The 24,034-nt window shown below is 40.2% G+C and carries 14 protein-coding genes; 9 read left to right on the top strand and 5 right to left on the bottom strand.

The features are described 5' to 3' along the window. Positions 1–137: 137 nt before the first annotated feature. The 9 genes from BM015_RS17160 (at position 138) to BM015_RS17120 (ending at position 18,537) form a co-directional block, all read left to right on the top strand. Positions 138–1,682 carry a YifB family Mg chelatase-like AAA ATPase gene (locus BM015_RS17160; protein ID WP_090661463.1) on the top strand — a complete coding sequence of 515 codons (1,545 nt, stop codon included), beginning with the start codon at positions 138–140 and terminating at the stop codon, positions 1,680–1,682. 232 nt (positions 1,683–1,914) lie between these two features. Beyond that, positions 1,915–2,469: a DJ-1/PfpI family protein gene (locus BM015_RS17155; protein WP_090661460.1), complete on the top strand. Its 555-nt coding sequence runs from the start codon at positions 1,915–1,917 to the stop codon at positions 2,467–2,469. Positions 2,470–2,708: 239 nt separating this feature from the next. Then, positions 2,709–5,237 (top strand): Kelch repeat-containing protein, encoded by a 2,529-nt coding sequence (locus BM015_RS17150; protein WP_090661457.1) that lies wholly within the window; start codon positions 2,709–2,711, stop codon positions 5,235–5,237. Positions 5,238–5,474: 237 nt separating this feature from the next. Then, a complete protein-coding gene (locus tag BM015_RS17145) occupies positions 5,475–8,573 on the top strand; it encodes a SusC/RagA family TonB-linked outer membrane protein (protein WP_090661455.1) in 3,099 nt (1,032 codons plus the stop codon). Between the two features lie 25 nt (positions 8,574–8,598). Next, a complete protein-coding gene (locus tag BM015_RS17140) occupies positions 8,599–10,449 on the top strand; it encodes a RagB/SusD family nutrient uptake outer membrane protein (protein WP_090661452.1) in 1,851 nt (616 codons plus the stop codon). 47 nt (positions 10,450–10,496) lie between these two features. Next, a complete protein-coding gene (locus tag BM015_RS17135; RefSeq protein WP_090661449.1) occupies positions 10,497–11,480 on the top strand; it encodes a BT_3987 domain-containing protein in 984 nt (327 codons plus the stop codon). Between the two features lie 196 nt (positions 11,481–11,676). Then, on the top strand, positions 11,677–13,863 hold the full coding sequence (locus BM015_RS17130; protein ID WP_090661446.1) for a hypothetical protein: 2,187 nt from the start codon (positions 11,677–11,679) through the stop codon (positions 13,861–13,863). A 21-nt stretch (positions 13,864–13,884) separates the two neighbouring features. Next, positions 13,885–16,113, top strand: a complete 2,229-nt coding sequence (locus BM015_RS17125) for a basic secretory protein-like protein (RefSeq protein WP_177191950.1) — start codon at positions 13,885–13,887, stop codon at positions 16,111–16,113. 141 nt (positions 16,114–16,254) lie between these two features. Beyond that, on the top strand, positions 16,255–18,537 hold the full coding sequence (locus tag BM015_RS17120; RefSeq protein WP_090661442.1) for a GH92 family glycosyl hydrolase: 2,283 nt from the start codon (positions 16,255–16,257) through the stop codon (positions 18,535–18,537). A gap of 5 nt (positions 18,538–18,542) precedes the next feature. On the opposite strand, the gene BM015_RS17115 is transcribed toward BM015_RS17120, so the two are convergent. From BM015_RS17115 to BM015_RS17095, 5 genes are all read right to left on the bottom strand, one after another. Continuing rightward, the gene (locus BM015_RS17115; RefSeq protein ID WP_143075909.1) at positions 18,543–19,736 is read right to left on the bottom strand and encodes a redoxin domain-containing protein; all 1,194 of its coding nucleotides are present in this window, start codon (positions 19,734–19,736) and stop codon (positions 18,543–18,545) included. A gap of 107 nt (positions 19,737–19,843) precedes the next feature. Beyond that, positions 19,844–21,910, bottom strand: a complete 2,067-nt coding sequence (locus tag BM015_RS17110; protein WP_090661436.1) for an alpha-ketoacid dehydrogenase subunit alpha/beta — start codon at positions 21,908–21,910, stop codon at positions 19,844–19,846. 51 nt (positions 21,911–21,961) lie between these two features. After that, positions 21,962–22,573: a fumarylacetoacetate hydrolase family protein gene (locus tag BM015_RS17105; RefSeq protein ID WP_090661433.1), complete on the bottom strand. Its 612-nt coding sequence runs from the start codon at positions 22,571–22,573 to the stop codon at positions 21,962–21,964. A gap of 81 nt (positions 22,574–22,654) precedes the next feature. After that, positions 22,655–23,239, bottom strand: a complete 585-nt coding sequence (gene pth / locus BM015_RS17100; RefSeq protein WP_090661430.1) for an aminoacyl-tRNA hydrolase — start codon at positions 23,237–23,239, stop codon at positions 22,655–22,657. Positions 23,240–23,299: 60 nt separating this feature from the next. Further along, positions 23,300–23,905 carry a 50S ribosomal protein L25 gene (locus BM015_RS17095; RefSeq protein ID WP_090661636.1) on the bottom strand — a complete coding sequence of 202 codons (606 nt, stop codon included), beginning with the start codon at positions 23,903–23,905 and terminating at the stop codon, positions 23,300–23,302. Positions 23,906–24,034 lie beyond the last annotated feature (129 nt).

Below are 24,034 nucleotides of genomic sequence, written 5' to 3'. Positions count from 1 at the left end.
TAAATGCGCGGCGTTTGTATTGCTTTAAATTTTATCACTTCACTTTTATCAAATACTTTCTCTTAAATACACCTGCAATTATGATTTGATGCACGTATATTTATAAATAAATTTCTAAGCCTATACCTTTTATTTATATGCTGGTCAAAACTTTTGGAAGCGCTGTTTACGGCGTTGAAGCCATCACCATAACTATTGAAGTAAATGTAAGTGCAGGACAGCATTATACTATTGTTGGCCTGCCTGATAATGCTGTAAAAGAAAGTTTGCAGCGCATGGAAAGTGCCATTAAAACCAATGATTGGTATATGCCACGCATAAAGATCGTGGTAAATCTTGCGCCAGCTGATATAAAAAAGAGCGGTTCTGCTTTTGATCTTCCTATAGCGATTGGCGTGCTTGGCGCCAGTGAACAAATTGAAGAACCCGAACGTTTGGCAGAATATATAATAATGGGTGAATTGAGCCTTGATGGAACAGTTCGCCCCATAAAAGGTGCTTTGCCTATTGCTATACAGGCACGCAAAGAAGGCTTTAAAGGATTGATCGTTCCCAAAGCCAATGAACGGGAAGCAGGCATGGTAAATAACTTAAAAGTTTATGGTGTGGAGCATATAAAAGAAGTGGTGGAGTTTTTTAAAGATGAAACCTCGCTAAAGCCCGTTGAAGTAAATACCCGTGAAGAGTTTTTTGATGCGCAGCAATATTTTGACGTTGATTTTAATGACGTGAAAGGCCAGGAAAATATAAAGCGGGCTTTGGAAATTGCTGCTGCAGGCGGTCATAACGCCATATTAATTGGCCCGCCCGGTGCAGGCAAAACTATGCTGGCGAGAAGGCTGCCAACCATATTACCACCGCTGAGTTTATACGAAGCACTGGAAACAACAAAAATTCACAGCGTAGCGGGAAAGTTGCCGGAGAATAGTTCTTTAATAAGCAGGCGGCCATTTCGTTCGCCGCATCATACCATCAGCGATGTGGCGCTGGTTGGCGGCGGCGGTATTCCGCAACCGGGTGAAATTTCCCTGGCGCATAATGGCGTTTTGTTCTTGGATGAGTTACCTGAATTTAAGCGCACGGTTTTAGAAGTAATGCGCCAGCCGATGGAAGAAAGAAAAGTAAGTATATCAAGGGCAAAAGTGGCCGTAGATTTCCCGGCGAGTTTTATGCTCATCGCTTCTATGAATCCATGCCCCTGCGGATTTTACAATCATCCCGACAGGGAATGCACCTGCCCACCCGGCGCTGTTCAGAAATATCTTAATAAAATTTCCGGGCCGTTATTAGACCGCATTGATCTGCACGTGGAAGTAACACCGGTTGCCTTCAGTGAATTAAGCAATATGCAGGCAAAAGGCGAATCTTCTTCAGTTATCCGGGAGCGGGTAATAAGAGCAAGGGAAATTCAGACGGAAAGATATAAGGGGATTGAAGGTATGTATGCCAATGCACAAATGAGCAGCAAACAGCTCAGGGAAATTTGTGTAATCAATACAGCCGGTGAAAACCTGTTGAAACGCGCTATGGAAAAACTCAATTTATCTGCACGCGCCTATGACCGCATATTAAAAGTAAGCCGCACCGTTGCCGATCTTGCCGGCAGCGCTGATATAAAAGTGGAACACCTTGCAGAAGCTATCCAATACCGGAGTTTGGACAGGGAAGGTTGGGCAGGGTAACAAACAGTATCAGACAATACTTAATAAGCCGTTGCTAAGCCAAAGTGCAAAGAGTAATCAGTAACCTGGTAAAGACCCGGTTACGGCACATGCTTTATTCCCTTAAATACTTCAAGGGTGCTATCTGCAATAAAATGTTTGCCGGCTTTCAAGCAATTATTTTTTCAGCAGTATCAATCATTTATCTTTAGCCCGTAAAATAGCTTTTGATTATAATTTTCAAATTATTGCTATGCTAAAAAAGATACTCATCATTACCGGTGATGCCGGTGAAAGTTTTGAAATCTTATATGCCAGCCACAGGTTGAGGGAAGCCGGTTATACGCCGGTTATAGCAGCGCCTGCTGTAAAAAGAATGAACCTTGTAATGCATGATTTTGAACCCGGCTGGGATACTTACGTAGAAAGAAAAGGTTATTTATTAATGGCTGATATTTCTTTCGACGATGTAAACACTGCTGATTATACAGCCGTGCTTATGCCCGGCGGAAGAGCTCCGGAATACCTGCGCAATGATGAACGTGTCATAAAAATTATAAAGGAGTTTTATAACGCAGGCAAATATGTTTTTGCTATATGCCATGGCACACAAATATTAGTAACAGCAGGCCTTGTAAATAATAGAAATATCGCCTGCTATGAACATGTAAAATCTGAAGTGGAAGCCTGTGGCGGCAAATATGTGAAAAACGATGAAGCCGTACAGGATGGGAAAATTGTAACAGGCAAAACCTGGCAATCGCACCCGGAATTTTATAAAATAGTATTTAGCTGCCTGGAACATTAAAAACGCCGGAATATCATTTCTGTATGTCGCGGGGAGAAATTTATCCCACCCTGCCAGGTCTCCGGCTTTAAATACAATTCCGCAGTTCATAATCTTAAGCAGAGGACCTGCCGGCAAACGGATTTCTGTATAAGCTAACTTTTTGTTGTTAAAAATTATCCGGTTTTAGTTCCTTCTGCTTATTGCCTGTTACTATAACTTTGATATTCTGCAACTGCTTCTTATTATAACGCTGAAAAATGGGCCTGTTAAAACGTCGTTCTAACTTTTTCTATATACTATTACTGCTTATAAATGCTTTCAATACAAAAGCTCAAGGGTTACAATTTAATGCTAATGACAGCCTGCTTATAAAACGTACATCCTATAATGTTTTTAATGGCAATGCCACTTTTAGCGATCATCTTTTAATAAGTTTTGATCTTTCTGTATGGGACAGGTCTAACCTTGGGTACATATTAAATGTGGCCGATAAAGAAAACTCTTACAGCCTTAGCTATCTTTTTAATAATGATACGGGTTATCTCAATTTTAATATTGATGCGAGGAGCAATAAAATTAAAATTCCGCTACAGCCGTCGCTTTTGGTAAGAAAGAAATGGATGAAAGTGGTAATGAATTTTAACCTGGACAAAGACGAGGTGACCATTGCCGTTAATAATAAAAATTATCAGACCAGCGAATTAGGATTACATGATAAGATAACAGCAAGATTGGTGTTTGGCAAAAATCCTTTATATACTGAAGTGCCGCATATAGCCATTAAAAACCTTTCGGTAAGTGACAATAAAAAAAATTACTTCTTTCCATTGAATGAATGGAGCGGCAACAATGTGCACGATGAAAAAGGCAATACTGTTGGTTACGTGGATAACCCGTTTTGGCTTACCCGCGAATCATATTTCTGGAAACCGGTTTTCAACCGTTCATTTAAACAGGTAGCAGGATTAAATTTCAACCCGCTTGATCAAAACCTTTCCATTTTTTCAAAAGATTCTCTGATAACTTATAATGCGCAAAATAAAGACCTGGTGGCAAGGCCGTATAAAAACGCAATGCCCGTAAATATGGTGCTGGGTAAAAACATTCTTAACACAAAAGAAAACAGGGTTTACATTTACGAATTGTTTGATGTGCAGGCAGGCCAGCCTTCCATAGCATCACTCAATCTCGACCTGAATAATCTTGAATGGCAAACGGTTGGTAAAGCAACGCTGCCAAACCAGTTGCATCATCACAATATTTTCTATGATGCAACAGGAGATACTATTTACCTGTTTGGCGGCTATGGAAATTATAAATACCATAACACGTTTTTGTACTACGATAAACGAACGGACGCATGGCAGCCGCAAACCTTTACCGGCGATAAAATAACGCCGCGTTTCTTTTCTGCCGCTGGCCTTTCAGACAAGCCTAACGAAATATTTTTATTTGGCGGTTATGGAAATGAATCGGGCAACCAGGTTATTGGCGGTAAACAATATTATGACCTTTACAGGATCAACGTCCAAAATCACACAATAAAGAAGTGTTGGGAAATACAACCTGACAGCGGCGTGTTTGTTCCGGCCAACAACCTCATCTTGTCGGCCGACAAACAATATTTTTATGCGTTATGCTATCCACATGAGATGGCCAGAACAGCATTAACGCTGTATAAGTTTTCTATTAAAGACGGCAGCTATGAAATTGTAAGTGCGCCCATACCGGTTATTTCCGAGCGCATAGAATCTGACATCAATCTTTTTTCTGACATCAATACAAATGAATTTTTTTGCACCATACAAGAATTTACCGACAGGCATAATTCTGTTATAAAAGTATTTTCACTGGAGGGGCCACCGTTAAGCAGAGCGCTTTACCTGCAATCCCTTGAGCCTGAAAAGCCTTCGCGGAATTTTGTTCCCTACATCATTGCAGGTGTGTTTATTATTAGCGTTATAGCCGGAATTATATTATTGAGAAGAAAAAAGGGCCAAAGCCAGGCAGCAGTTGCTGCGCCATTAATGATTCCTGAAGTGGAGAATGAACCTGCGGAAACGGAGGCTGCAGTTAACCAGATTACCCAAAATGCCATTTATATATTAGGTGATTTCTTAGTATATGATGCAAAAGGGATGGATATAACCCACCTGTTCAGCCCAAAGATCAAACAGCTTTTTGCGCTGATATTGCTTAACAGCATTAACGGTGAAGGCATCAGCTCAAGAAAAATCTCGTCTGCCTTATGGCCTGATAAAGAGTACACAAAAACCAAAAACATACGTGGCGTAACGTTCAATCATTTAAGAAATGTTATTAGTAATATCAGCGGGCTTGAGCTTAATTTTTCAGGCGATAATTATTTCTTTAAGCTGGATGAAACGGTTTTTTGTGATTATGCCTTTGTTTCTAAAATTTTAGACCATGGTGAATTTACTGATGCAAGCCTGCCTGTGATTTTACGTGGCGGCCTGCTACATGAAATGCATGATACCTGGCTGGAAACGGTGAAGTATGAATATGAGCACAGATTAATTAACCTCCTGATGCGCGAAGTAAAGCTATCTTGTGACGCGAATAATTTAAAACAAGCCCTGGAAATTTCGAGGTATATTTTAAAAACAGAGCCGTTTAATGAAGAAGCCCTCAAATACGAAATAGCTGTACTAAAAAAATTGAAAGGTGCGGATTATGCCCGCAAAATTTTTGACCTGCACGCTGCTGATTACAGGCGTTCCCTCGGTGACGATTGCCCTTTAAAATTTGAAGACATCAATTTATAACCCTTTTCATATTGTTTTTTTTAACAAAAAAAGACCTAATTGTTAAGGTTAGCTAAAAATATCTGGCCATTAACCCGGCTTTTAACCCTTTTTTTAACACCCTGTCCAATAAAATTACACCGTTAATCGACGGCTTGCTTTATCCGAAAATAACTGAAAGCCAGAACTGTTATTGCCAATAAAACCATTGCCGGGAACCTATCCGGCGTATTAATCATTTTGAAAAACAATTGCCTGATGAAATTTTACTTGCAAAAAAGAAAGTACAAATTGCTGCTCTTTCTATGTTTCATTTTATTGCTTGGCTCAACAAGCAGTGCCCAGCAAACAAAACAGGAGCTTACCATTACCGGTGTAGTGCATAACGAACTGAATAATTTGTTGCAGGGCGTTACAACCATAAACCTGAAAACGGGTAAAACCGTTGTAACAAATGAGAAGGGTGCATTTTCCATCAACGCCCAACAGGGTGATTCTATTTCTTTCTCTTATGTGGGTTACAGCACCCAAACAGTTGCCGTTGGCGACCGTATTTACCTTGATATAACCATGAATGCCCCAACCGGTAGTATGGAAGATGTGGTGGTGGTGGGTTATGGCAAACAGAAAAAAGTGAGCCTTGTTGGTGCACAGGCAACCGTAAAAGCGGAAGACCTTCAACATCCTGTAGCCAATATAAGTACCATGCTGGCGGGGCGCATTTCCGGCCTGGTGGGTGTACAGCGTTCCGGTTTGCCGGGAAGCAATACTGCTGATATCTGGATAAGAGGTATTCAAAGCTTTGGAAGAAGCAGCAGTTCCGCCCTTGTGATTATTGACGGCGTACAGGGCAGGGACCTTAATAGTATTGACCCCGAAGATATAGCCACGTTTACCATTTTAAAGGATGCTGCTGCCACTGCAGTGTATGGATCTTTGGGTGCAAATGGTGTAATTCTTATTACAACCAAAAGGGGAAAACAAGGTAAGGTAAACATTATGGCCAATTATAACCAGGGCATTACCGCTTTTACCAAAATTCCTGATATGGCTGATGCCACAACTTATATGCAACTTAAAAATGAAGCAATGGTTGCATCAGGCTTGCAGCCCCAGTTTACACAGGATTATATGGATAGCACGCTTTCGCCCGCTGCAAACCATTATGTGTACCCGAATGTTGACTGGCTGGATTATCTTTTTAATAAAACCGCATCCAATAAACGATTTAATTTTAGTGCAACCGGTGGTTCGGAAAATACACAGTTTTATACATCACTTTCCTATTATGACGAGGCATCCCTGATTAAAACTTCCCCGGAAGTGAAATATGATGCCAATACGCGTTTTCAACGCTTCAATTTTACTTCTAATGTGGACATGAACTGGACTAAGACAACAAAGTTTTTCATGGGCATAAGCGGATATATAACCAATTTCAATCAGCCGGGTGCAGGCGCCACCCAGGCGTTTGGGCAGGCGATGAATGCAAGCCCGGTTTTCTACCCACCTATGTACCCGGGAAATCTTGTTTCCGGGCTGGCCTATGGTTCCACACCTTCACCTAACCCATGGGCTGCGGTTACGCAAACAGGATATTCGAAAGTTTTCACTTCCAAAATAACCAGCAATGCAACTTTAAGCCAGGATTTAAGTTTTTGGGTTAAAGGATTATCTGTAAGTGGTTTGTATTCATTTGATGTATGGAACTCTGCATCTCAATTCAGAACAAGGTCAAGGAGTATATATTTCCTTAACCAGGCGGATCATTATAATGATGACGGGTCTTTAAACCTTGAACAAATGCTTGCCGGATCAGACAATCTGGGCTTTAGCAATGCCAATGATGCCAACCGCCAGTTTACGGCACAAGGGCAGGTAACATATGATAATACTTTTGGCGATCATCATATCTACTCAATGCTGGTATATAACCAGCTAAGCCAGTTGTACCCTTTTGCCGGAAACCTCAGCGATTATATACCTCACCGCCAGCAGAACTATGCAGGCAAGGTTACTTATTCTTATAAGGATAAATATTTTGCTGAATTTAATGCTGGCTACAACGGGTCGGAAGATTATGCACCATCAAAAAGGTTTGGCTTCTTTCCTTCAGTAGGCCTGGGCTGGGTGCTTTCAAAAGAAAAATTCTTTGAGCCGCTTTCCAATGTCTTCCAATTCTTTAAAGTGCGCTATTCCAATGGTATAGCCGGTGCGCCGGGTTCCGGTTTGCGCTTTGGCTATTTAACGCTGATAACAACCGGTGCGCAAGGTATTTGGTTTGGTACGCCAAACAATAATACCGGTTATATTTCTGGTATAAACATTTCACAGTATGGCGCCGATGTATCCTGGGCCACTGCACACACTCAAGACCTTGGCCTTGAGTTTAATGTGCTGAACAACAAACTTACTTTCATATTGGATTATTTCAAATCGAAAAGAACCGGTGTTTTTCTTGACAGGGCCGATTTTCCTGACTATGCAGGCCTGCAATACAACCCCGTTGGTAACTATGGTAAAGTTAATGCCTCCGGTTTTGATGGAACAGTAGAACTGCTTCCTGTAAGCCTCGGCAGAAAGACTTCCATTTCTTTCAGGGGAACATTCTCCTACAACCAGGATGTGCTTTTGGAAAACAGGCAGGCGCCTTTTGCCGATCCTTACCAGGAAAGAAGGGGGCAGAATATTTTATCCCAATTTGGATATGTGGCAGAGGGCCTGTTTCAGAGCCAGAAAGAGATTGATAACTGGGCCGACCAGACAGCATTGGGCAACCCTCGTGTAGGGGATATAAAATACAAAGACCTCAATGGAGACGGTGTTGTAAATATATATGATCAAACAAAAATAAGCAGGGGCGATGTGCCAAGCCTTACCTATGGTTTTGGTGTGAATCTTAATGTTGGCCAGTTTTATATCAGCGCTTTCTTCCAGGGGGTTTCAGGCGCTTACCGTACACTTGACGGTATTGCCAGGGTACCTCTCTCCGCCAGTGGTAATGATGGTAATTCTTATTCCAATGTTGTTGACCGGTGGACAGAAGAAAATCATGCCGAACACCCGTTTTATCCGCGTCTTGGCGTAGGAACAACCGTTAATAACAACAATCAGCCCAGCACCTGGTGGGTGAAGGATATTAGCTTCATAAGGTTTAAAACACTTGATATAGGATACAATTTGCCAAGCGGTTCATTTAAAAGCATAGGGCTGAAAAATGCACGCATTTACCTGTCAGGCGTTAATTTATTGTATTGGAGCCCCTTTAAATTATGGGACCCGGAAATGAACACCGGCAATGGCAATACTTATCCCAATACAAGAAATCTCTCTATAGGCCTGCAAATGAATTTCTAAACTGAAACTCCTAATTCAAAGCGTAATGAAAAATAAAATAATACTTGTTGCATTTATATTCAGCATTGTTTTGTTGGGTTCCTGTAAAAAGTCTTTTTTAGACCAGATACCTGATAATATTTTGCAGGAAGAAGACATATTTCAATCCCTTGCAAATACCAATGCTTACCTGGCACAGATATACACGAATATACCCGATGAATTTTCAAGCAGGTTTGCGCCCAGCCGTTATGCCGGCCCATGGACAGGCGCTTCGGATGAAGCCAATTACTGGTCTTTATCCTGGGTTATGTCAAATAGCCTCAATCAAAGCACATGGGACAATAATGCAGGTGGAACTTATTGGACAAACTGGTACAAGCCGGTAAGAACAGCCACCGATTTTATTAGTAAAATAGACAACGCAAACCCTGATGAAGTTTCTGCGTTGCTCAGGATGCATTACAAAGGCGAGGCAAGGGCTTTACGTGCCATATTTTATTATTGGATGATGCGTTTGTACGGGCCTGTAATTATTCTTAAAGATGTGGTGCCGGTAAATGGAACAGGCGATGAAATATTCTTTCCCCGCACCTCATTCGATTCCTGCGTGTTGTATGTAACAACCCAGTTAGACAGCGCTTATAATGAAATAAAACAGTCTGTTGCCGGCAGCCCGCAGTCTCCTGCCATGCCTTTGGATAATGAATGGGGCCGCATAACCACCGGTGTTTGTAAAGCTTACAAATTTCAAACATTAATGCTGGCTGCAAGCCCTTTGTTTAATGGTAATACAGAATTATCAACACTTAAAAATAAAGATGGCCAGCAACTTATCAACCAGACATACGATCCTAACAAATGGAAACTTGCCGTGCAGGCCGGTAAAGATTTTTTAGATGAATTTGTTGACGGCGGCACTTACGGTTTATATACAGAAAGTGATGCTGATCCTTATGTGGCGGCTTATAAATCTTGCAAAAATGTTATAACAAACGATTGGAACAAAGAATGGATATGGGGCAAGGCCATGTGTGATGGCGTTGGCGATTATCAATATGATATTACACCTAAGCTCGTTGGTTACGGTAGTTCTGTTTCAAAAGGCGCAGGCTTTCTTGCCGTAAACCAGTCTATGGTAGATGCTTATTTTATGAGGAATGGTTATCCTATAACCAATCCAAATTCAGATTATCAAAGTTCAGGTTTTTCCGATTTTAAATCTCCCTCTGATGTAAAAGAAAGATCAACCTTTAACCAGTGGACAAACAGGGAAGCACGTTTTTACGTTGGTGTTACTTACAACAAAAGTTACTGGCAAAACCAGGGGCAGAGCGCAGATGAAGTAATTCCTGTTTTTGAACAAAGTGGTAATTCAGGAAGAATACAAAGCACATGGGATGTAACCTCTACTGGTTATATAATCCGCAAACAACTTACAAATGATGGCAGCAGGAGAGGCTGGGTTTATTTAAGGCTTGCGCAAATTTACCTCGACTATGCAGAAGCTTTAAATGAAACAGACCCCGGCAATCCCGATATTTTGAAATATGTAAACCTGATAAGGCAAAGGGCTGGTATTCCGGTTTATGGCGGTGGTACGGGTGAAATTCCGGTACCAACAACCCAAACTGGTATAAGGGATATAATCAGGCATGAACGCCAGGTGGAACTTGCCTTTGAGAATGTACGTTATTTTGATTTGCGCAGGTGGAAAATAGCACCGCAAACAATGGGACAGGATGTTTATGGTATGAATGTATTTGCCAATGGGGATGATTTTTATGAAAAAACCCTGATTCAAAAAAGGCGCTTTTTACAAAGGGATTATTTGTGGCCCATACCTAACAATGAAATATTAAAAGACCAATACCTCGTGCAAAACCCGGGATGGTAAATTCTTGAAATAATATTTTGTTCAATCACAAATAAAAAAACAGATACATGAGTTGTTTAAACAAACAGGAAAAGTTGCCACGCAACTTTTCCTTCAATACAATTATATTTCTCCTTTTTGCACTGGTTATGGCAAGCTGTGTAAAAAATGACGACCTGGTTTCGCCGCAGGAAGGCACTATTTATATGCCGCAGGCCTACCAGGACAGGGCCACTATGACAATATATAAAGTTGATTCAATACAGGGAATAACTTTTGGAGCAGCTTATTCAGGATTTAAATCCGCTTCAACTGATATTACAGTAGAGTTTCGGGTTGATACCTCGCTGGTTACAGCATACAATGCAAGCAATGCTGCTTATTTAGGATACAGCTATCATGCAATACCGGCAGATGCCTATACCGTTACTTCCACCACCGGTATTATTCCTGCGGGCAAAACCAGCACCGATTCCATGCAAATAATGATTGATGGCAGCAAGCTCTCATTTGGTGTACGCTATTTGCTGCCTGTGCGCCTGGTTAGCGCATCTTCAGGTGCAATAGATTCATCCTTATCCATTGCTTATTTTAAGCTTGATACATTGTTAACCCGGTCGAGAGATCTTACATCAACCGGCACATTAACGGTGAGCGATGAAAACTCCGGTGGTGCAGATGCCGGTGAAGGTTCCAAAAAATTGGTAGATAATGATTATGGAACCAAGTTTTTATCATTCGATTATAATCCAAATTTCTGGACACAATTGCACCTGTCTTCTGCCCAGAAATTGGATGCTTACACAATTACATCCGGCAACGATGCGCCGGAAAGAGATCCTAAAACCTGGCAGTTTCAGGGCTCTAATGATGGTGTAAACTGGACAACTTTGGATACGCGGACAAACGAAAGTTTTTCTGACAGGTTACTGACGCGCCGGTTTGATTTCAGTACAACCGAAGCCTATTCTTATTACAGGTTATACATCACCGAAAACGGTGGTTCTGGCCTTATCCAGATAACAGAATGGAGATTGCTTCAGTATTATTAGCAGAAACTTTTTACACCTAAACAAATAGCAGTTTGGTTAAATATTTTAATAAGGTCAGCAGTCATACATCAACCCTGCCCTTTTTTATAATAGCTTTCTACAGTTTAGTATGAAGCCAAACTTGATAAGCAGCTTAATACACCGGAGATAAACAGATGAGTGCCATCCGGCAAATAAAAAATCAAAGAATATTTGGATGAAAAGAATATACATATTAATTGGTTGCATCGTTACTGTTTCATCATTAATGGCGCAATCATATAATCCGGCAAAAGAAAATCCAAGACAAAAAACAACCTTTCAAACAGCGCATGTTTGGATACCGGAAATAGATGTGCGGGCAGATGCGGCTATTGTTTATGGTGTGAGTGAAACAAACCAGGCGCCTTTTGAAGAACGTGTAAAATCGTGGAAAGAAAGAGGCTACCAGGTTGATTTTATGACGGGCATTGCATGGGGACAATACTTCGATTATTTCCTGGGCAAATGGGATGGACAAAATCATCTCGGCGTGGGCCAGGTAACCATAAAAGGTGATACCATCATGCACGGTCGTAACATGCCGTATGTGGTACCGGTGCAGTCATTTATTGATTACATGAAAGAGAAAGTTATTAAGCGTGTTATTGATGCAGGCATTACCAACATTTTTTTGGAAGAACCTGAATTCTGGGCGCGTGCCGGTTACAGCCAGCCATTTAAAGAAGAGTGGAAGAAATATTATGGTTTCGACTGGCGCCCGCAAGATGCATCGCCGGAGAATACCTATCTCTCCAATAAATTAAAATACCATTTGTTTTATAATGCTATAGACCAGGTTTCGGTGTATGCAAAGCAATATGGCAAAAGCAAGGGTAAAGAGGTGAAAGTATATATACCAACACATTCGCTGGTTAACTATTCATCGTGGCAGATTGTAAGTCCTGAAGCAAGCCTTGCATCATTGCCCGGCATTGATGGTTATATCGCACAGGTTTGGACGGGCACTTCGCGGGAGCCCGTTTATTTTAATGGAAAAAAAAGAGAGCGTGTTTTTGAAAATGCCTTCCTCGAGTATGGTTCTATGCTTTCCATGACGGCGCCTACAAAAAGAAAATTATTTTTCTTAACTGATCCTATTGAAGACTGGCCAAGAGATTGGGCAGATTATAAAAAGAATTACCAGGCCACATTCACGGCACAAATATTATATCCCACTGTTGATAATTACGAAGTGATGCCCTGGCCCGAAAGAATATATACACGTCCATATAAATTAGCTAACAGCGATTCTGCTGTGCTGATACCAAAATATTATTCAACGCAAATGCAGGTGATGATAAATGTGCTGAACAAAATGCCGTTATCATCCAACAAAATAAATGGCGTAAATGATATAGGTGTATTGATGAGCAATTCATTAATGTTTCAGCGTTTTCCAACGCATAACAGTTATGAAGACCCGCAGTTTTCTAATTTCTACGGTCAGACTTTACCGCTTGTTAAACGCGGTATTGCCGTGCAAACCGTGCATGCGGAAAACCTTGCTTATCCTGCTACGCTCAGCCAGATAAAAGTATTGGTGATGAGTTACAGTAATATGAAACCTGATAAGCCTGAAGTGCATCAGCATATTACAGACTGGGTAAAGAAAGGCGGCGTATTAATTTATGTTGGTAAAGATGATGACCCTTATCAATCTGTAATGGAATGGTGGAATACAAAAGACAATCAATACAAAACACCGTCAGCGCACTTGTTTAAGTTATTGAATATTGACCCATTATCTGGCAAAGAAAAATTTACAGTTGGTAAGGGAACGGTGTATGTGATAAAAGAAAATCCAAAAGAATTTGTGTTGAAGCAAAACAACGACACTGCTTATATGAATATTATTCAACAGGCTTATGAAGCAGATGCAAAAGCAGGAAAGCTTATAACAAAAAATAATTTTTATTTAGAGCGTGGTCCTTACGATATTATTTCGGTGATGGATGAAAATGCGGATGCAAAACCCTATCATATTAACGGTCCTGTAATTGATCTTTTCGATCCAAAATTGCCGGTGCTTGCATCCAAAGATGTGCAGCCCGGTGAGCAATCTTTGTTATTTGATATTAATCGCATTGCAGATAAAAGCAAGCCGCAGGTGCTGGCTTCCGCATCAAGAAATTACGATGAGAAGATTGAAGGAAGATCGTATTCATTCATCGCAAAAAGCCCTGTTAATACAAACAACGTAATGCGCATTTTGTTGCCGGAGAATGCAAAGCAAATTATTGTTACAGACAATAAAGGTAAGGTGATAAACAATGCTCAATCTTCGTGGGATGAAAGCTCCAAAACATTATTCCTTCAATTTGACAACAACCCTGATGGCGTAAAAGTTCAGCTGAAGTGGTAACACAAAATTTAAATGCAAGCTATGGTAAAGAAGATTTTGTTTATTGTTCTATGTTTTACTGCTGTGCAAACCTTTGGTCAAAACCTGTCGAAAGATACTGTTCCCGCGGAGTTGTATGGCGAATGGTACAATAAGAAAAACGGAGATTTGTTATACGGGTTTTACAATAAAGCTGTTGTGTACCATGAACAGGTTTGGAAATATGCCGTCATTAAAAAGAATGATAAGCAAGTGCTTATTGAAATTTTTAATGATGGTGGCCAAAAGATTGCGCTGAATATTAAAATAAAAAAATCAACAATAGTAATCAACCCTTCTGATGGCGAATCAGCAGCTTGTACAAATAAATTATCCGATTGTTATGTTACACACGATCTGCCGGAATTTACTGCACCGGTTTTCAAAGAAGGCTTTATATATTTTTCCGGATTGATTGCCGATTATGATGGCGATGCAAAAAACTTCATTGTTACTTCAGATCAGTTATTTGAAGGCCAGCAGAAACTTTATCTTGTAACCATTCAGCCGGATGGTTATTTTTCTGTTGAAATACCGCAAACAAACCCAACAGTTTTACTGGCATTTACGCCTGTTCAACCGGTGTTTCCTTATGTTGTACCAGGCAGCCATCTCTTTGTTATTATAAAACCTAATCATGAAATTGCTTTTAGCGGTAACGGTGCAGCATTGGCAAGAGAAGATCAATTTCTTAGAGAAACAAAGCAGGTTTACTTGTCTGATCCGGCAGATCATTTAGAGGAGATTAAAGGAGCGCCGCCCGAACAGTATAAAAAATATTTCCTCGCAGGGCAAAGAAAAGCGGAGGCAGTGCTTGATTCTATTTATGCAACAAAAACAATTAGCCCGGCAATCTACCAGATGCATAAGCTGGATATAAAATATGCCACATATCAATACCTGCTTAGCTATAATATTTATATGAAACAAGCCAATCAGCAATTTAAATCCGTTGAATTGCCTGTTTCTTATTTTGATTTTTTACACGGGTTGCAAGACGGCGAAACGGCTTCCATAGCGCAGGCATACCCAAGTTATTTAAATGTTTTAAATGCGGATGATAACCTGAATCAATTGTTCGCGCCTCTTTTGCATGATAAGCAATTTCAGGATTCCTTAAATCGTATAGGCGGTACAATTGAGACCATTGCATTGGTTTATCATTCTTTATATAATAAGTGGAAAGATGTTAACGAGCGGCAGGCGTCGTTGTTAAAAAATATTTATGAGGAAAGAAATAATAACACGCAGCTAAAAAGTATTATTAATAATAATCAAAAAGAAGTTGATGAAATCCTGAATAAATACAAGGATATTTCAATGTGTTATATCCTGGTCCCGGTATTTACAAAATATCTTAATGATTCTTTGGGCTGGCAACGTGGTGTAGCAACCGATTTGGTAATTCCTGCAAATATTGCCCGTAAGCTTATTAATGAGAATATCAAAATACCTGATGGGTATTTCGATGTGAGAGATGCTATGTTCACAGATACTTTTGTTGCACGATACATGAAAAAGATAAACGACACGCATGTGCCCACACCAACTACGCAAACCAAACAGCCAGACTTTGTAAATGACTGGTCGTACATAAGTAAGGAAGGAATTGTCTCAAATGATACGATTCATAAAAATGGGTACACGCTGATATTTATTAATAAATATCAAACCTTCCCGGACAGCACGAAGGCAAAAATGATCGATGCTTTCTTTAAAATTTATCCTGAAGAAGTAGCCATATATAATTCCCTTGCCCCGAAGCAGGTAACATTTGTGATCGATCCCGAATATACCGGTGTAGCGGCTTCCGGAGATAGCCTTACACGTTTCAATCCAAAATGGTACGAACAAAATCCGAACGATATAGATGTGGTTACACACGAAGTCATGCATATTGTACAGGCATACAGGAACCATTCTCTACCCTCGTGGGTTACGGAAGGCATCGCTGATTTTGTGCGTTATACATTGGGTGTAAACAATGCATCAGCGAACTGGTCGTTAACGCCGTTTAATGCCGGTCAGTCTTACACAAATAGTTATCGCATCACAGCGCGTTTCTTTGTGTGGATTGTAAATAAATATGATAAGGACTTTGTAAAAAAGCTTAATGCGGCAATGCGCGATAATATTTATGACCACACTTTCTGGGAAAAAATAACCGGTAAAACAGTGGATGAATTATGGTCGCAATATGCTGCAAGCCCGGCTATTCAGGAACTTAGATAAAGCTGGTTTAAAAGAAAATTTTGAAACACGTGTCTTATTGACTTTGCAGTAAATATTAATTTTAAACAGCTTCGTATTACAGGGCGCCCGTGTCAGAGCATATCATGCAGCACAAATTTTTTTATACACTCAATTATTTTAATGAAGAGAATTTTTACCAGCCTCCTGTTCCTCTTTGCATGTAAAGCGGCAACGGCGCAGGCGATTGATAATGCCACAAGCCTTGTTGACTATGTAAACCCGCTCATGGGTACGCAATCAAATTTCCAGTTATCAAATGGCAACACTTACCCGGCAGTGGCCTTGCCTTGGGGGATGAATTTCTGGACGCCCCAAACCGGCGAGAACGGTAATGGCTGGCAATACACGTATGATGCTATTAAAATAAGAGGTTTTAAGCAAACGCATCAGCCATCGCCGTGGATGAATGATTATGGTGTATTCAGCATTATGCCGGTTACGGGAAGTATTAAAGTTGACCAGGATAAAAGGGCAAGCTGGTTTTCACATAAAACAGAAGTGTCAACGCCTTATTACTATAAAGTTTATTTGGCAGATGCTGATGTTACCACTGAAATTGTTCCAACGGAACGCAGCGCACAATTCAGAATTACATTTCCGTCAGGCGATAGTTCAACCCTTGTAATTGATGCTTTTGATAAAGGTTCTTATATCAAAATAATTCCCGGTGAAAGAAAGATTATCGGCTATTCCACAAAATATGCAAGAGGGCCTTTAAAAAATTTCAGGAATTATTTTGTTATGTATGTTGATAAACCCATCACCATTGCACAAACCTATAATGATAGCGTTTTAAATAAGGGCCTTGAAACAACAACCAATCACGCATTAGGTGTTGTTGGATTTAAAACAAACAAAGATGAAGTGATACATGTAAAAATAGCATCATCATTCATAAGCTTTGAACAGGCAGAGTTAAACCTGCGGCGTGAACAGGGCAATGACGATTTTAATACGCTCAAATCAAAAGCAAAAGATATATGGAATAAAACATTGGGCCGTATACAAATAAGCGGTGGCACTATAGATGAAACAAGAACATTTTATTCCTGCCTGTACCGTATGCTCTTTTTCCCAAACAAATTGTATGAAATCAATAAAGACAACAAGATCATTCACTGGAGTCCATATACCGGTGAAACGCTTGATGGCTATATGTTTGCGGGCACTGGCTTCTGGGATACATTCCGTGCATTATATCCTTTCTTAAATTTAATGTATCCGTCTATTGTAAAAGAAATGCAGGAAGGTTTGATTAATGATTATAAAGAAGGCGGATGGCTGCCTGAATGGAGCAGCCCCGGTTATGCTGCCGTAATGGTAGGCAATAACTCTGCATCAGTTGTGGCCGAAGCTTATTTAAAAGGCTTGCGTGGTTATGATATTGAAACTTTGTTTGAAGCGCTTGTGCATGGCGCCAATGCTGAAGGCCCGAGAGCTACCGGCAGAACAGGCGTTGAATATTATAACACTTTAGGCTATGTGCCTTACGATGTGGGCATTAATGAAAATGCAGCAAGAACACTGGAATATGCTTACGATGATTTTTCTATTTATCAATTGGCAAAAGCCTTGAACAAGCCAGACTCTGTTGTTAATCTTTATAAGCAAAGAAGCATGAACTATAAAAATTTGTTTGATGCTTCATCAGGGCTGATGCGTGGCAAGAATAAAGACGGTTCTTTTCAATCGCCATTCAGCCCGTTTAAATGGGGCGATGCTTTTACCGAAGGCAATAGCTGGCATTATAGCTGGAGTGTTTTTCATGATGTGCAGGGATTGATTAATTTAATGGGCGGTGCAAAAAAGTTTACGCAAACACTTGATTCCATCTTCTCTATGCCACCGGTTTTTGATGACAGTTATTACGGCGGCGTAATACATGAAATACGTGAAATGCAGATTGCCGGCATGGGCCAGTATGCGCATGGCAACCAGCCCATTCAGCACATGATTTATTTATACAATTATGCAGGCCAGCCATGGAAAACACAATATTGGGCAAGGGAAACTATGAACAAATTATATAAGGCAACGCCTGATGGTTATTGTGGTGATGAAGACAACGGCCAAACATCTGCATGGTACGTATTTTCTGCGCTGGGTTTTTATCCTGTTTGCCCAACCAGTGCACAATATGTTATTGGTGCACCCTTGTTTAAAAAGGCAACGCTGCATCTTGAAAATGGAAAGGATGTTGTAATTAATGCACCGGCAAACAGTGCTAAAAATATGTATGTAAACAGCATTTCATTAAATGGTAAACCTTATAGCTACAACTGGTTTGATCATGCCACTTTAATGCAGGGCGGCGTTATCAATTTCAATATGCAGGCTGCACCTGATAAACAACGCGGCACACAGAAAGAAAGTTTTCCGTTTTCGTTATCGAAAGAGAAATAAAAAGATTACTCTTTATCTATTGAAAATATTTCTGATAGCTTTTTGTCCATGTCCTCAACCGTTGTATTATCATACAAAGAATATCTGCCGATTATTATTCCATCCTTATCAATTAATATCTGTGCAGGTATAGGCATAAGGTTATATAATTTTCTCAATTCTCCCTTAAAACTTGCTTCCATACTATTGTCATGAGTTTTTAAAAACTCCATGTCACTGTTTGTAAAAGCAAGAATATTGTGGAATGATTGAATGCTGTCCTGTTTAATTGCTTTATGCCAGGCATCATATTTTGCATCACAGGAAACAACAATAATCTCTAAACCTTTGGAATGATATTGTTTATAAATGTTTTTAATATGCGGTGTTTGTTTTCTGCAAGGCACGCACCAGCTTGCCCAAAAATCAAGTAATACATATTTACCTTTAAAATCAGATAAACGAAGCAGCTTGCTATTTACATCTTGTCGTATAAAGTCAGGAGCTGCATGGTTTATTCCGGAATTAATTGCATACCGGATATTTTGTTTTAATGTTTGAAATGAATATGTTTTCTTTAAAGTAGTATCAAGATTATCTAATAAATGTAAAATGGAGTCATTAGAAATCTCTACAATGTTTAAATCTGAAATGGCTTTGGCTGCAATTATTGAACGTGGATTTTCTTTAGAGAAATTAATGTGTATGTCAGCTATTTTTTTGCTGTAAAAGTTGAGCGAATCTTTTTGTTTTTCAGATAAGTTTTCAGTGGATTTATTCTTAAGAAGATAAAACCTACTGTACAATTCGTCAGTTTTCTCTGATAAAAGAAGCCAGTCATCATTTGTTTTACTTCCGGTGAGTTTAGCATTTTTAAAATCATTGGCAACAAGTGTAATTTTCATTGTCGCGGGATCCATATAAAATCCTTTATAAGCATTTTGCCTGCCGTCAATTGTTTGTTTATTATCAGTTATTGATGCCAATACCGGTTCTGATATAAACCCATTGAATTGAAATTGCCCATGTTGAATCCTGGCAGCTTCAACATTCCTTATTCCTGCATCAAAATATTTAAGGTAAATTGTTCCTGTATCTTCTCCTTTAATTTCTCCTGATAAAGAATATTTTTTTAAAGGCTGGGCTTGTAAAGAGTGAGCTATAACAAGTGTAATGAATGTGAATAGAGATACTTTCATAGCAAGCTTTTTAGGAGTCAAAACTTCTATGATGCAATTTTTTTAATAATCCATAAGCCTATTATTTTTTTTGATAATAAACTGAAATAACATGATGCTTTCAAAGCCCGGGTTTAGAAAATTGCAAATCATTTATTCAATAACATTTCAATTCTTTCTTTTATTTTTTCCACCGTTGGCAGCATGGCATTTTCAAGTACAATATTGATGGGTACTGCCGGTAAATCAAGCGCACCAAATACTTCCACAGGTGCATCGAGCCAGGTAAAACAATTATAACTGATACGATGCGCAAGCGCTTCTGCGAAAGAATTGGTTTGCTGCTCTTCAGTAAGCACAAGGCATTTACCGTGTTTTTTTACCGTTGAGAAAACGAGCGCCTCATCCATAGGATATAATGTTCTCAAATCAATTATTTCAACATTGCCTTTAAAATATAGTGCTGCAGTTTTAGCCCAGTAAACACCCATTCCGTAAGTAATAATGCAAACAGATTCGCCATTGCTTACCATTGCTTCATCAGCCTGTAAAATAATATTGCCTTTGCCAAGCGGCAGTATATAATCCTTTGCAGGTTCTATGGTTTTGGCATCTTCTGTGCCTGGCACTTTACTCCAATACAAACCTTTATGTTCAAGTATAACTACAGGATTAGGATCGTAATAAGCTGCTTTCATCAAGCCCTTCATATCCGCGGCATTAGATGGGTAGCAAACTTTAATGCCTTTAATGGAAAGCAGCGTTGATTCCACACAGCCGCTGTGATAAGGGCCGCCGCCACCATAAGCGCCAACAGGCACACGCAAAACCATGCTTACCGGGTATTTGCCATTGGTTAAATAATTGGATTTTGCAATTTCGCATACCAGTTGGTTTAAGCCGGGATAGATATAATCGCCAAACTGCACTTCAACAACAGGTTTTAAACCCACAGCGCTCATGCCTGCGGTTGAACCGATAATATAAGCTTCCTGGATTGCGGTATTAAAAACGCGGTGCATACCAAATTTATCGGCAAGTGTTGCCGTTTCGCGAAACACGCCGCCAAGCCTTTTGCCAACATCCTGGCCGTATAAAAGGCAACGTTCATCATCTTGCATTAATTCTTCAATAGCATGCAAACCTGCATCAACCATTAATATCTTTTCACCATTTGCCGGCTCACGTGTGCCGCGTTCTTCTTTAACAGGCGTTTCCGCAAAAACATTCAACGAAACGGAAGCGGGAGAGGGGTCTTCAGCCTGTTTAGCTTTTTCAAAGGCCTGTTGCACTTCTTCAAAAACTTCTTTTTCTATTTGCCCGATATGGCTTTCAACAAAATCATTTTCAAAGAGATAATTTTTAAGCTTTAAATAAGGATCATGTGCCTGGTGGCGTTCAAGGTCTTCCTTACTGCGGTAAAATTCTTTGCGTACGCCACTGGTATGATGGTTAAGCAATGGCACTTTTGCATGCACCAAAATAGGTTTGCGTTCCCTGCGCACAAAATCAATAGCGTAGTTCATAGCGCCATAAGCGTATTCAAAAACACTGCCATCAACCTTTAGCCGTTCAAGGCCTTTGTAGCCCATCGCAAAATCAAAAGCGTTCATGGCGCGGCCCTCTCTTGCCGTGGTGCTGATGCCCCACTCGTTGTCCTGCACGAGATAGATAACAGGCAAATGTTTCAGCACGGCAAACTGTAAAGCTTCACTTACTTCACCTTCTGTAATACTATAATCGCCAAAGCTGCAAACCACCACAGGGTTTTCGTTATTACTGCCTTTTTGCAAAAGATGTGGCAGGTATTGTTCAAGATGTTTAACGCCCTGTGCAATGCCGGTGGTGGGTATGGCCTGCATGCCGGTAGCGCTGCTTTGATGAATGATCTTAGGTTTATCTGCAGCATTGCTGCTGGCATGCGCATAATAAGAACGTCCCCCGGAGAAAGGGTCATCAGCCTTAGCTAACAATTGTAACATTAATTGGTATGGTGTAAAGCCAAGCGAAAGCAATAAACTGTCATCACGATAGTATGGGCTTACAAAATCACAGGACAGCAACTGCAGGCCGGTTGCAATCTGCAATGCTTCATGGCCTTTTGATGTAGAGTGAACATACTTACAAACCTGCCTGTTGGCCTCATAAATATCAGCCATACAGCGTGCAGTTACCATTAGCCTGAAGGCTTTGGCAAGAATCGCATTATCAAGCATAGCGCAAATATCAAATTACTCCGGAAAATACAGCAGGAAGAAGGCTGTTAATTATTTTATTTCAAATTCAAACACTTTTTCATCACCGAGGTGGCCAACCAGCACATCGCCAACCACGCATTCGCCCACGCCTGCAGGCGTACCGGTAAAAATAAGATCGCCTATGTTTAGGGCAAAGTATTGCGATACATCGGCAATAATACGGTTAAACGAAAACAACATATCCTTGCTGTTGCCCTGCTGAACAAGTTCATCATTCACTTTTAAAGAAAATTCAATAGGTTTCTTCAGCATATCGGTTGTTAATTCATGCATTCTGCCAACTACCGCAGAGCCGTCCCAGGCTTTAGCTTTTTCCCAGGGCAGTCCTTTCTTTTTCAATTCAGTCTGAATGTCCCTGGCTGTAAAATCTATACCTACTGAAATGCGGTCGTAATACCTTTGCGCCTGCGCTTCGGGAATATATTTGCCGTTTTTTGAAATGTATAAAACCAGTTCGGCTTCATAATGGAGCTCATTGGTAAATTCGGGATAATAAAATTGGGAACCGGGCATTAATAAAGCGCTCTTAGGTTTAAGAAAAATAACGGGTTCCGGAGGTACTTCGTTCTTTAATTCCTGGGCATGCTCTGCATAATTTCTTCCAACGCAAAAAATTTTCATAATGTTAGGTTTTGGTGTTACAGGGAGTGAATTTGTTTTAGTGATTGATGTTTGCCTGTTAAAAATAATAAAATAGATTTACTATTCTTCAATAGAGAATTTTTTTCCATTCACCAGGTTCATGGTTTTTTCAATGCCGGTGGTTGAAAAGCTTTCAATTACTTCTGTGCAATATTCTATCTTCTTCCAGATAAGCTTCAATTCTTCCGGGAACCATTTAGCCAGCACAAAATCTGCCTGCATGCCTTTGGGATAATTATTACCAATACCAAACCGCAGTTTGGGATATTTATCTGTACCCAGCATTAGCTGAATATCCCTTAAACCGTTATGGCCACCATCGCTGCCACCCGATCTTAACCGCAGGCTGTCAATCGGAATTGCCAGGTCGTCAACAATAGTGAGCGTGTTTTCCAGCGGAATTTTTTCTGCATCTAACCAATATTTAAAAGCCTTTCCGCTCAGGTTCATATAGGTGGTTGGTTTTATGCAGATAAATAATTTGCCCTTCCATTTCACCTCTGCTTTTTCTGCCAGCCGCACCGTTTGAAACATGCCATTATGTTTCAGCACAAATGCAGATACCACGTCAAAACCAATGTTATGGCGGGTATGGCGGTATTCATTGCCCGGATTGCCCAGGCCAACAATTAAAAACTTCTGCATAACTGAAAATAAATAAAAAGTCCCGCAGCAAAGGCGGGACCTGGTAGAATATTGAAAAAATTACTTTTTCTTTTCGTCTCCTTTTGGCGCCGCTTTTTCAGCAGCAGCTTCTTCCTGTTTCAACTGGCGTGTAAGTACAATAGAAGCGATAGGAATTCTGGGCGAATTCATGATCTCTATATTATCTGCCTTCACATCTTCCACGCGAATATTTTCATTCAGTTTAAGCTCGCTGATGTCAACCTCAATGTTTTCCCTTAAATGTTTGGGGAGGGTTTTTATTTTCAGCGATTTCATTTTTGTAATAAGCTTACCACCTTCTTTTACACCCACAGGCGTACCGTTGAATTTAAGCGGCAGGTTGGCTATTACTTTTTTGTTCTCAACCAGTTCCAGCAGGTCAATGTGAATCAGGTTGTCTTTAACCTTATCAAACTGCAAATCTTTTAAAATGCAGGTATAAGATTTGCCATCCACTTTTACTTCTGCCAACTGGAATTCTGATGTGTAAACAAGAGGCTTGAAAGCCTTTGCCGGAGCAGAGAAATTTACTTCCTGCGCACCCCCGTAAATTACACCAGGCACCAGTTCCTGAGAGCGAAGCTGGCGGGTGGCTTTTTTGCCAATTTCGGTCCTCAGTTGTCCTTCGATTGTAATTGTCTTCATTTTTTGAGATTTAATTATTAAAGAGCTAATGTAAAGCCATTGGCTTTGCATAAATATTTTTTGTAATCAGCTTTTGTATTTCATGGCATTCCGCCGCGGCGGATCACTCCTTTGTACTGCATATTTTCA

The sequence above is a fragment of the Parafilimonas terrae genome (assembly GCF_900115755.1).
GTDB classification, from domain to species: domain Bacteria; phylum Bacteroidota; class Bacteroidia; order Chitinophagales; family Chitinophagaceae; genus Parafilimonas; species Parafilimonas terrae.
The sequence above is the reverse complement of the archived record's forward strand: the minus strand, read 5'-3'. Positions and strand labels throughout refer to the sequence as shown.

What these genes read in the sequence shown, in the direction of transcription:
- BM015_RS17150 (WP_090661457.1), top strand. Translation starts at nt 2,709, where the DNA reads ATGGGCCTGTTAAAACGTCGTTCTAACTTTTTCTATATACTATTACTG.
- BM015_RS17095 (WP_090661636.1), bottom strand. Translation starts at nt 23,905, where the DNA reads ATGAAGACAATTACAATCGAAGGACAACTGAGGACCGAAATTGGCAAA.
- BM015_RS17125 (WP_177191950.1), top strand. Translation starts at nt 13,885, where the DNA reads ATGGTAAAGAAGATTTTGTTTATTGTTCTATGTTTTACTGCTGTGCAA.
- BM015_RS17140 (WP_090661452.1), top strand. Translation starts at nt 8,599, where the DNA reads ATGAAAAATAAAATAATACTTGTTGCATTTATATTCAGCATTGTTTTG.
- BM015_RS17130 (WP_090661446.1), top strand. Translation starts at nt 11,677, where the DNA reads ATGAAAAGAATATACATATTAATTGGTTGCATCGTTACTGTTTCATCA.
- BM015_RS17155 (WP_090661460.1), top strand. Translation starts at nt 1,915, where the DNA reads ATGCTAAAAAAGATACTCATCATTACCGGTGATGCCGGTGAAAGTTTT.
- BM015_RS17120 (WP_090661442.1), top strand. Translation starts at nt 16,255, where the DNA reads ATGAAGAGAATTTTTACCAGCCTCCTGTTCCTCTTTGCATGTAAAGCG.
- BM015_RS17160 (WP_090661463.1), top strand. Translation starts at nt 138, where the DNA reads ATGCTGGTCAAAACTTTTGGAAGCGCTGTTTACGGCGTTGAAGCCATC.
- BM015_RS17145 (WP_090661455.1), top strand. Translation starts at nt 5,475, where the DNA reads ATGAAATTTTACTTGCAAAAAAGAAAGTACAAATTGCTGCTCTTTCTA.
- pth (WP_090661430.1), bottom strand. Translation starts at nt 23,239, where the DNA reads ATGCAGAAGTTTTTAATTGTTGGCCTGGGCAATCCGGGCAATGAATAC.
- BM015_RS17105 (WP_090661433.1), bottom strand. Translation starts at nt 22,573, where the DNA reads ATGAAAATTTTTTGCGTTGGAAGAAATTATGCAGAGCATGCCCAGGAA.
- BM015_RS17135 (WP_090661449.1), top strand. Translation starts at nt 10,497, where the DNA reads ATGAGTTGTTTAAACAAACAGGAAAAGTTGCCACGCAACTTTTCCTTC.
- BM015_RS17110 (WP_090661436.1), bottom strand. Translation starts at nt 21,910, where the DNA reads ATGCTTGATAATGCGATTCTTGCCAAAGCCTTCAGGCTAATGGTAACT.